The 10069-nt window shown below is 60.9% G+C and carries 14 protein-coding genes; all 14 read left to right on the forward strand.

Annotation, left to right across the window (positions count from 1 at the left end; genetic code table 11):
* The first annotated feature begins 273 nt into the window (after positions 1-273).
* The 14 genes from JWU58_RS27080 (at position 274) to JWU58_RS27145 (ending at position 10033) form a co-directional block, all read left to right on the forward strand.
* Positions 274-1500: a terminase small subunit gene (locus JWU58_RS27080; RefSeq protein ID WP_206422305.1), complete on the forward strand. Its 1227-nt coding sequence runs from the start codon at positions 274-276 to the stop codon at positions 1498-1500.
* Between the two features lie 59 nt (positions 1501-1559).
* Positions 1560-1856 carry a hypothetical protein gene (locus JWU58_RS27085; RefSeq protein WP_192096888.1) on the forward strand — a complete coding sequence of 99 codons (297 nt, stop codon included), beginning with the start codon at positions 1560-1562 and terminating at the stop codon, positions 1854-1856.
* Between the two features lie 12 nt (positions 1857-1868).
* The gene (locus JWU58_RS27090; protein WP_206422306.1) at positions 1869-2462 is read left to right on the forward strand and encodes a hypothetical protein; all 594 of its coding nucleotides are present in this window, start codon (positions 1869-1871) and stop codon (positions 2460-2462) included.
* A 395-nt stretch (positions 2463-2857) separates the two neighbouring features.
* Positions 2858-3076: a hypothetical protein gene (locus tag JWU58_RS27095; protein ID WP_206422307.1), complete on the forward strand. Its 219-nt coding sequence runs from the start codon at positions 2858-2860 to the stop codon at positions 3074-3076.
* 162 nt (positions 3077-3238) lie between these two features.
* Positions 3239-3826 (forward strand): hypothetical protein, encoded by a 588-nt coding sequence (locus JWU58_RS27100; RefSeq protein ID WP_206422308.1) that lies wholly within the window; start codon positions 3239-3241, stop codon positions 3824-3826.
* A 69-nt stretch (positions 3827-3895) separates the two neighbouring features.
* Positions 3896-6172, forward strand: a complete 2277-nt coding sequence (locus JWU58_RS27105) for a Hint domain-containing homing endonuclease (protein WP_206422309.1) — start codon at positions 3896-3898, stop codon at positions 6170-6172.
* A gap of 16 nt (positions 6173-6188) precedes the next feature.
* Positions 6189-6428, forward strand: coding sequence for a hypothetical protein (locus JWU58_RS27110; protein ID WP_206422310.1), 240 nt, complete (start codon positions 6189-6191; stop codon positions 6426-6428).
* On the forward strand, positions 6409-7095 hold the full coding sequence (locus JWU58_RS27115) for an adenylosuccinate synthase (protein WP_206422311.1): 687 nt from the start codon (positions 6409-6411) through the stop codon (positions 7093-7095). Before JWU58_RS27110 ends, JWU58_RS27115 begins: the two co-directional genes overlap by 20 nt.
* Positions 7096-7164: 69 nt before the next feature.
* The gene (locus JWU58_RS27120) at positions 7165-7560 is read left to right on the forward strand and encodes a hypothetical protein (RefSeq protein ID WP_206422312.1); all 396 of its coding nucleotides are present in this window, start codon (positions 7165-7167) and stop codon (positions 7558-7560) included.
* A 102-nt stretch (positions 7561-7662) separates the two neighbouring features.
* Complete coding sequence (locus JWU58_RS27125; protein ID WP_206422313.1) at positions 7663-7950, forward strand: hypothetical protein; 288 nt, start codon at positions 7663-7665, stop codon at positions 7948-7950.
* Positions 7951-8018: 68 nt separating this feature from the next.
* Positions 8019-8786, forward strand: coding sequence for a phosphoadenosine phosphosulfate reductase domain-containing protein (locus tag JWU58_RS27130; RefSeq protein WP_420893299.1), 768 nt, complete (start codon positions 8019-8021; stop codon positions 8784-8786).
* 51 nt (positions 8787-8837) lie between these two features.
* Entirely contained in the window at positions 8838-9092 is a 255-nt protein-coding gene (locus JWU58_RS27135; RefSeq protein WP_206422314.1) for a hypothetical protein, read from the forward strand.
* Positions 9079-9561: a hypothetical protein gene (locus tag JWU58_RS27140; RefSeq protein ID WP_206422315.1), complete on the forward strand. Its 483-nt coding sequence runs from the start codon at positions 9079-9081 to the stop codon at positions 9559-9561. The genes JWU58_RS27135 and JWU58_RS27140 overlap by 14 nt, the downstream gene beginning before the upstream one ends.
* Before the next feature lie 7 nt (positions 9562-9568).
* Positions 9569-10033, forward strand: coding sequence for a hypothetical protein (locus JWU58_RS27145; RefSeq protein ID WP_206422316.1), 465 nt, complete (start codon positions 9569-9571; stop codon positions 10031-10033).
* The last annotated feature ends 36 nt before the right edge of the window (positions 10034-10069 follow it).

Genomic DNA, 10069 nt, shown 5'->3' on the forward strand with positions numbered 1-10069 from the left:
GCCAGTGACGCGGGTTGACCGTATGCCTAAGCGCGTCACCACTGCACCCAACTTGCACTCATTGCGAGAACTGGGCGGCTCGGCCAGCCGTAAAAGGATGTTTGGCTTGCCAGCGGTCGCTCGTTGGCGTGGTTTGTTAATGGGCCCTCTAGACGGGGAACTGAACACGCTCAGCATGGATAACCGTTAGGAGAGGGTGCACAGCGCCTTTGCAGCGCCCGCCAGGCGTTCCGGTAATGGAAGTGGTTGCAGTCGGAGACGGCCGCCGCCCGTATGAAAGCCCGCCCTGCGGGCTTTTTTATGACCGTGGCGCAGGAAGTTGTCCGTCTGGCCACGCAGTACTACGCAAGAGTTGCGCTATTAGGGGATCCGATGACACGCGAGAAGAAGCCTGCCGGAGGCAGTAAGTACGGGGACAAAACATCCCCGTCCTTGGCGGGTTCGTCTGGACAAAAGCCTGCCCCCTCTACTGATGTTAAGGGTGGTCAGAAAAAGAGCCCAAAAGTTAAGGCTCCCGTCAAGCCAAAACCGCCCCGGAAACCAAGCGCCCGCACACCCAAAATTACCCCGCCGGAGCCCTCGCCAAACCCTGAGCGCCGATCGACTGCGGCTGAGGGCAACACGCTTTTAACCAACCCGGTCGAGCTGAGCGAAAAAGAGCTGCAAGCCTTGGAAGTCGCGGCTTTGCACGGCCTCGATCCCCGTCAGGCGAAGTTCTGCGACCTGTACCTGGTGAGCTACAACGCCACCCAGGCATACCGTGACGCCGGCTATCGATGCAAGAACGACAACGCGGCCGCGGCGGGGGCCAGCAGGTTGTTAAAGAAGGTTAAGGATCATCCCTATATGCGGGCGCGACAGGCTGAGATGTTCAAGCGTGTCGCCGATGTACAGAACCAAATCATTGCCGTGTGCCATGCCGCATCGTTCGCAGATCCGCGCGAGCTGGTCGAGTACGTGCGCCGCTGCTGCCGTTATTGCTATGGCGTTGGCTTCAAATACCAGTTCCGTCCCAGCGAAATGCAGCGTCGTCGCGACGAATACGATGAAGCCCTTCACGAAGCCACCGAAGCCGGCGAGGAGCTGGAGCCGTTCGACGAACTCGGCGGGCTCGGCTTCGACAGCAAGCTGCCCCCGAACATGGACTGTCCGGAATGTTCTGGTGAAGGCGTTGGCAAAGCCCTGTTCAAGGACACCGGCAATCTCAGCCCGGCCGCACTGGCGCTGTATGAAGGCGTGAAGGAAGGCAAGGACGGTACCGAGATAAGGGTTGCCAGCCAGAAGGGTTACCGCGAGCTGCTGGCGAAGATATTCGACCTGCAGGTAGAGCCGGTGGTGACCATCACGCCAGGCGCAACAAAAGAGCAGCTTGAGGAAGTGCTGGCCAAGGCCGAGGCCAAGACCAACGCCCAGCGCGCCGAAATGCTCGAGCGCGAGCGCTTCCTCGCCAGCCTTGGACACGAAAACGGTGCGCATCATGCGCAAACCCCGGCGGAATAGGCGCAAGACCTGCGCCTATGATTGCCCCCGACGTGATTTGAACCTACTGAATGCAGCCCATGAAATCAGCCAGCTCCGTCCCTGAGAAAGTCCCTAGCCCCGACGCTGCACTGGTTAGGGCTGCCCGCAAGAGCGCCGGGCTCAGCCAGATCGCAAGCGCCGACCTGATCTATGTCAGCCGGCGAGCATGGCAAACCTACGAAGACGGCACGGTGTCGATGAAAGCCGGGCTGTGGGAGCTGTTCCAGTTCAAAACCGGCCAGCTGTGGGTCAAGCCGCTGGCCTTGAAAGTCGACAAGAAAGCGACCCGCCGTCAGGGCCGCACAACCAACCTAAAGCCATTCACGGCGCGGTAACAGGAGCAAGACATGCAGCAACTCGAACAGCGTGCACCGATCATCACCAACGATTACGGGCTGATCCTGCCGCACCAGGTAGAACCGTTCCGCGCCTGGCTCAAACGCAACGGCTGCGTCACCAAGGACGGCGGCGCCGGCCAGTTCTTTCATGTGAAAACCGCCCTCGGCTGGGCGCCCGTACAGCGTGGCGCGCGCAACAAGGTGGTGACGCCGCTGGCGCTGCGTCCGGTGATCAGCGATTTCCAAAGCGCACGGCCGGCGCCGGCATTTTCCTCGCCGGACAACATCCTGGTGCAGGTGACTGAGCCTGCCTGCGCGCCGATCGCGGCCAACGACGTCCCGGCGTCGAGTCGAGTGCTAACGCTCGCCGGCAAAACAGGCAGCGCCCCGTCGACCAGCTCGGCGCCAGCCGCTGAGGCAGATGCCTCCTGCGTGAGTGTCGCCGAGAACGATGCTCTGTACCTGAGCGATCTGCGCGACGACTTCGCGGTGCACGCCTACCTGCCGATGAAGAAGGACGAACCCCTCCATGATTACGCTCTTCGCCGTTGGGAGTTCGCAAGTCTGATGGTTCAACTGCGATCTACCCCCGGCCGGGGATAGTTTTGGAGCGTACATGCACTGTCGTTATTGCCAAGGCGACCGGGTTGTATGGCGCAATGCGGGGCGACCCACCGCCTACACCTACTGCAAAGATTGCGAGCGCCGCAATTGCGAGCGCGCTACCAGCGCCTTGCCCCACGGGATCAGTGAATGCACCCGTGCACAGCTCCAGTTGAAAATGTCCTGAGGGTGGCGCCAGCGTGGCGCCCTCAGCACCAGAAATGTACGGGGATACAAATTCGATGCAACAAACCACTGTTTTGGATCCAGCAAGCAACACCCTACGCGCCACCATGGAACGATTTGCCTCTTTGATGCCGTTCGCAGCTTGGCCAACAGCGCCAGACATTCGCGCGCCTATGGTGGATATGGGATGTAAGCGCGGGGATGTCGCTGTGAAGGTAATTGCGGTGGTCAATCGGGGAACCGGTGAGCGTCTGTCTGTTGAGCTGGAGATTGGCCAGACCCTGTGGGTGCGCGATGGCCTTGGCCAGATTGAACGAGTCGAGCGCGATCAGCTGCCAGAGGAACGCTGGCAACTGATCGAGGCCCGTCCAGTCGTGGGCTGGGACTACAGCACCGACTACAGCGCCTGTGGGAGCGAGTCGAAGTGAGCCGCCAACACCAGGTGCGCGCCGGCAGTGCGTTCTTCTGGGTGCTGGTGGGCTTTGTGGCCGGCGCCGCCATTCTCAGCGTGACCATTGCGAGCCGCTGCAGCCAAGACGGCCGCGCGGCTCTGTTCCATAGCGACAATTCAATCAAGTGTGAGGTAGAGCGTGTCCCTGTTCCTGCAAAGGCCTGACTTCGAGCAAGCGTGTGCCGATGCCGGCATAACCGATCTGGCGCGCGATGGGGAAGGCTACGCCAACCCCGCCACCCAGGCGACGTACCTGGTATGGCTGAGTGTGGCCCGACCTACCACCGGCCGCGACAGTGTGCCGATCGGCTGGGTTACCCGTCGCGGTGGCCGCGTCCATTCGTTCAGCTACACGCGCCCGGCTGGCCCGGGTTCGTCCGGGTGGGCGGTTAAACAGCGCCAAGGCTGGAGCGCACCCATGCCGGTGTTCACAAACGTGCCCAGCGCCAGCACGTCGGCCATGGCCGTGATCATGGAGAACCTGCGCCAGCTCGAAGAGAAGGGTTACAGCCTTGAGCGCGATCGTTCCTACACCAGCTGCGAGCTGGAGCGTGCTGCCGCGTGTTACGCGTTTCAAGCGGCCGGCCTGCAACCGTTCCCGTTCGCCCGCTTCTGGCCTTGGCCACACCACCCCATGAAGAAGTGCAACGCCACCGAGGCGCTGACAAAGGCCGGCGCGCTGGTGCTGGCCGCCATGGAGCGCAAAACCACGGAAACCGCCGCCTAAACAGGCGTTTTGTGGGCCGTAGAGTGCAGGGGCCAATGATTTGGCCCTTTTTTGTGTGTAAGGGATGGCATGGCCAGAGCAGCGAAGAAAGAGAGAAAGGTAGCGCTCGACGCTGATCCGCGCTGGCTGCCGTTCATGGAACGTTATGCCTTCAACCTGTACGGGTTCGCCGTAGAGGTATGCGGTATGGACGTCACGCCCCAGCAGCAGGAACTGTTCGACGAAACCTCACAGTACGGATGCCGCGTTTCTGTGTCGTCTGGACACGGTTGCTTTGCGCCTGGCACGCAACTGATGCTGGCCAGCGGCGCAGCGATCGCGGTTGAAAATGTGCGCTCCGGCGATCGCCTGATGGGCGCTGAGGGCGATTGCGCGCGCACAGTGCTGGAACTCAAGCGTGGCTGCCAAGCCATGTACCGGTTCACCTACTCGGACGGCACCAGTCACACGTTCAACGAGTCGCATATCCTGTGCCTGGTGGCGCCGAACAACAAACGATCGCGCAAGGTCACCGTTACCGTTGGTGAGTGGCTGACGTGGGGCGATGACCGCAAGCGGCGCTATTCGATCTACCGCAGCCCCGTGAAGTCATTCCGGCGCCCGATCGAGACGCTGCCGGTGTCCCCGTTCGTGATGGGGCAGCGGCTGTCCTATGCTGCCGGCACGCCGATCATTCCCGACGCCTACCTGTACGCCAGCCAGCCGGAGCGTATCGCCCTGCTCAATGGCCTTGTGGGCGAGACGGCGCGTTATTTCGCCCGCGCTGACGAAGAGCTGGTGCGCCAAGTGGCGTGGGTGGCGCGCTCTGTTGGGTATCACGCCACCGTAAGCCGGAGTGACGCCGGCATGTGGTTCGCCGACATTGAGCGCCAGCCACGCGACCTGTATTTCTCGATCGAGACATGTGAAGCGCTAGGCGAGGGCGACTACTACGGCTTCACCCTGGACGGCGACCATCGCCTACTGGGGCACGACTTCACCGTACTGCACAACACCGGCAAAACCCGCTCATTCGGCATCATCGCCCTGTGGCACCTGCTCTGCTATCCGAACTCCAACACCTACATCACTGCGCCGAAGCTCAAGACGGTGCGAGAGGGTGTGTGGAAAGAGATTACCACGATGAAAACGGCGATCGAGAACGGCCCGCACGCCTGGATCGCCGAGTACTTCACCATTCAGGCCGAAAAGGTCTACGTGAACCTCAAGAGTGCGGTTTGGTACGTCACCACCCGTACAGCGCCACGCGGCTCCCCTGAGAACTTGGCGGGTACCCACGGTGATTACCTGCTCTGGCTGGCGGACGAAGCCTCTGGTATCCCGGACGCGAACTTTGGGGTAATCGGCGGTTCGATGACCGACAAGCGCAACCGGTTCGTGCTGGCGTCACAGCCTACCCGTGACAGTGGGTTCTTCCGGGACACCCACCACAACATGAGCAAGGTGCAGGGCGGCGAGTGGACGGCGCTCACGTTCAGCTCCGAATCCAGTCCGCTGGTATCCATTGAGTTCATCAAGGCCAAGCTCAAGCAGTACGGCGGCCGTGACGACATGGAATACCAGATCAAGGTCAGGGGCATGTTCCCGACCAACTCCAACAAGTACCTGCTCAGCCGGGTGGCCATCGAGCGCGTTATCGACGGCCCGAACGTGATCCTGCCGGGCGAGGCATTCGGGCACCTGCTCATCATCGACGTCGCTGCCGGCGTCGGCCGAGACAAAACCGTAGTGACCCACCTGCGTGTCATCGGCAACGGTGACCGGATGGCGCCCGATCGGCGCCGAATCGAGGTGGTGGACATTCCCGTGTACACCAATACCGAAGATTGGACGCCGATCTGCGTCCAGGTGCTGGAATACGCGGCGCGCCTGTCCAACGCGGCCGCGATCGTCGACACCAGCGGTATGGGTGAACAGTTCCTGAAACGCCTGGTGGAGCTTGACCACGGCAACCTGCACGCGAAGGGCGTTCTGTGGGGCGGCCAGCCGTTCAGCAACGAATATCGCCAACGGTTCATCAACCAGCGAGCCCAAGCCACCGTGCACCTGGCCGAAGCGGTCAAGGACGGCGTTGTCCGGTTCATCCCGAAATACAAAAAGGATCTGCTCGACCAAGGCAGTCGACTTCCTTACTACCTGGACGGCCTCGGCCGGTACCACGTCGCCAGCAAAAAGGACATGGCGGCCGAAAACCTGCCATCCCCCGACTTACTCGACACGCTGGCCATGGCCTTCCTTGAGGACGCCGACTATGTGCCGGCGCAGGGCGAGAGCGTCAGCCTTTCCTATGACCGTAAGGCTGCCGCACTGGCAGCAGCTGAGCGGGCCTACGCCGAAACGACATAACAAGAGGATAGCGAACATGCCCAATCCCCCATTCCAGCACCAGCAGGCCAGCCGGCACGAATACGCCGTTCATGTAGCGCAGCTGGTGCTGACCCAGTGGTATGTCACTTGGGACAGCTGGCGCAACCATTCAGATCCCGTGCTTCGCGGGCTGGCGCTGTTCTCGAAGGTCAACGGCTTGATCTGTCACGACCATGCGTTGATCAGGGCAAAGTCGAACATCAGGAGGTGGAACCATGGTCGACCTTTCGCATAAGGGACTGTGTGATATCGCAGTGAAGTGGCTCAAGCGCGCGCACAGTGCCGGCGGCCCGGGGTGCATGGTGGCGGTCAGCGAGGTGGCCGGCGGCTGGACGGGAGAGATTCCGGACGCGATCGGCTTTAGCCTGTCCCACTGGGAGACGGGGGCCACCGTGATCGAGGTCAAGGTAACGCGCTCTGACTTCCTCGGCGATCGCAAGAAGCCCCACCGCCAGCCAGGCGCAGGCATGGGGGCGTGGCGTTACTACATGGCGCCCGAAGGTTTGATATGTGTCGATGAGCTGCCGGCGGGCTGGGGCCTGATCGAGGTCAACACTCGGGGCCATTGCAAGGTGCTGGCCGGCGCCATGCACGACGTCAAGAACAGCGGCTACGATCAGTTGCAGAGGCGGGTAGAGGAGTGGCGCCAGCCTTGCGCGCTCGATCGGGAGCAGTGGCTACTGGTCAAGCTGCTGTCCCGCATCGGGGATCCTGAGAAACTGAACCAAGAGCGCCGCGATCTGTTCCGAGAAAAAACCTTACTCATCGCCCGCCTGCAGGATAAGGACGCGGAGATTGAGCGGCTGCGCGCCGATGTGCGCTGGCAGACGCGGCGTGATCGCATGGCTGAGCTTGACCTAAGAGCTATACCGAAAGCCGAAGGCGCTGTAGCTTTGGTCTAGAAATGTACGGGGATAGTTTTTATGCTGGCTAAATGCCGGTAAACAACCAATTCGCACCAGGGGAGAGCCATGCAGCTCAAGTGCAGCCGTAAGCGTGAAATCCAGATGATCGACCACGAAGCGTTCGCCGTAATCCGTGCTGACTCAAAGTACGTCATGGGCATCATGCCGAACGGTGACGAATGGTTTCTGCCGCACCGCTCCAGCGTGAAGGCGATCGCCGCGGCGGCGCCGGAGCTGATGCAGGCGAGCCATTCGGTGCTGGTGGCGCGGGAGCATGTGGTGGGCGTGTCGGGCAACAGCAAGCACAGGCTGTTGCACACCACCGTTGGCGAGTACCGCATTTCTCGCCTGATCCCGCACCAGCCGTTCGTGGCAGCGGCCGCGGTGAATGCCTCGGCTGCTTACTGGCCGAACTGCCAACGCATCAAATCCAGCCAACGGGATGCGGCCACCGCACTTTAAAAAGCCAAATAAATGCGATCAGCGCATCTTTATAGGTTGTAATTGTGCGCTAGGCGCACTAGTATCTGCTCCAGACGCACTAATCAACTCTGGAGCAGCACCATGACTACCCAAGCCACCACCATCCCGAACGCCCCTGAACTGGCAAACGTTGGTACTGATCGCGAGAACCAAATCCTGAACGTTCTGCTGGCGACCATCACGCCAGAGCCAACCTGCTGGACAAAGCTGGTCAAGGCCGTAAACGCCAACGTGAAGATCCGCAAAAACGGTTGGATGGCCGTTCGCAACCTCCTGCAATGGTTGATCGAGAACGGTTTCGTGAAGCGCTGCCCATTCGACGAAAACAAGCTCGATGAGTCAGACAGCTACGTGCGCCTCCCGCGCTGAATCAAGACTTCACTCCAAGCCCCTTAACTGGGGCATTGGCGGTACCGAAACGCAGCCAGAGACGCACGATGACCACAATGCCCGCAGTTGCAGATACGATTGACCAGCTGATCGCCGACGGGGCGCTCTTCGTGGCCAATCACTCAGGCGGAAAAGACTCGCAGGCACAGTTGATCCGCTTGCTTGAGAAAGTCCCTGCTGCACAGATGATCGTTGTCCACGCCTCGCTTGGGGCGATGGAGTGGCCCGGCGCGATGGAGCTGGCACGGGATCAGGCTGCAAGCGCAGGCCTGCCGTTCATCGTGGCCACCGCTACCAAAACGTTGCTTGAAATGGTCGAGCGCCGATTCGTAGGACGCCCCGAAGTGCCAAGCTGGCCATCTGCGTCGACACGGCAGTGCACCAGCGATTTGAAGCGCGGGCCGATCCAGCGTGAGGTTCGCCGTTACGCCAAAGCCAATGGATTCAAGGTGATTGTTAATTGCCTCGGCCTGCGTGCCCAAGAGTCGCCGGGCCGGGCAAAGCGCGTACCGTTGCGGATCAATGAGCGCGATTCGAACAGCGTGAACACCTGGTACGAATGGCTCCCTGTTCACGACCTGTCCACCGCCGAGGTATTTCGGATCATCGAGCAGGCTGGCCAGCAGCCTCACTATGCCTATGCGATGGGCAATGACAGGCTCAGCTGTGTCTTCTGCATCATGGCCAACAAGCGCGACCTGAGGAACGGACGCGAGCAGCGCCCGGAGCTGTTCGCGCAGTATGTGGCACTTGAAGAGCGTACCGGCTACACGATGCACATGAGCCGTATCCCACTGGTCGAATTGGCCGCCTAGTTCAAGCCCCTTTTCTGGGGCTTCGTCAGTACCAACACAAGGAGATTCACCATGCCAGCACCAAAACGCCCAACCCTTGCCCAGCTCGAAAAGCAATGCGCCACCTGGAACGCTGCATATCCGATCGGCACCACCGTGTCGTTTGAGTTCATCCAGGGGGAAGGCGAAACCTACCGTGGTAAATCCAAGACCGAAGCGCAGGTAATGGGCGGTCACACTGCCGTTGTTTGGCTCGAAGGGAAAAGCGGCTGCCTCAACCTCGATCATTGCACCGCGGTAGTAGGGGATGACGATGCAACTGCTTAAAAACGTCGCGTTGTTGGGCGACAGCCTCGCCTACACCCACGTCAGTTCCGGACTGGTCTGGAAGGTCGAGCTGTGTGAAGTCGCGGCCCAGGGCGATTACAACCTGGCGCTGTACTTTGACCCGCTGCAGGGTTGGACGCCTTCGCCGATCACCCGGGTTGAAGACCGTGCGCTGATGATCGAGCTGGAGCATTACGCGCAGCAGCTGGCGCCGGACGCGTTCGCGCTCTGGTGCCATTTGCTCGATCGCGTACCTGGTGCAGAAAACGTCCCTGAATCTGTCCGCATCAAGTCGGCCGTCGATCGTGTGGTTGCAAAGCACGGCGTTTCGCAGAGCGCCATTGCACACCGGCTCAACATTCAGCAGCGTAGCCTGCGCGAGTATTGCGAGGGCACCACCAAGGGCAGCATGGGGCCTGCGCTGCTGCTGGCGCTCGATGCGCTGGCCAGCCGATCGACGTTTGAGTGAGGTCAGCATGAATACAGCCCAGAACATCGCCAGCGATGACCCTGAGTCGCTGGAGGAAGCGCGCCAGCGCGTGATTGAACAGGTGATGACTGAGCATCAGGTGGTCAGTTCGGCCTGGAGCATGATCGACGGCCCGTTTGCCCAGCAACACGCCATTGCTGACCACCAGATCGCACTGGACGAATTCCGCGCGCTGATCGGGCGAGTAGTCCACCTGCCTCAGTCCGTCGAAGGGATTCGCTTTCTTGAGCATTGGTTTGATCACCGAATGACGCAGCTCGATCAGCTCAAGGAGGCCGCGGTGGCGGGTAACTCGGTCTGTTGGCGAACTCCGGACGGGGAGGTATCCGAGCCGGTGGAGTTGTCCGAGGACGTGGCCAAGGGGATCCGGATTGCGTTGGCGGTGGTAGGGGATCTGTTCGCTAAGTTCCCGTTGCAGATGACTGCCGCTGACCCGCCAGAAGGCTCCTAGGGGGTTTTTTAAGCTTTACCGGATTTATATCTAAGA

It is taken from the genome of Pseudomonas atacamensis (assembly GCF_017167965.1).
GTDB classification, from domain to species: domain Bacteria; phylum Pseudomonadota; class Gammaproteobacteria; order Pseudomonadales; family Pseudomonadaceae; genus Aquipseudomonas; species Aquipseudomonas atacamensis.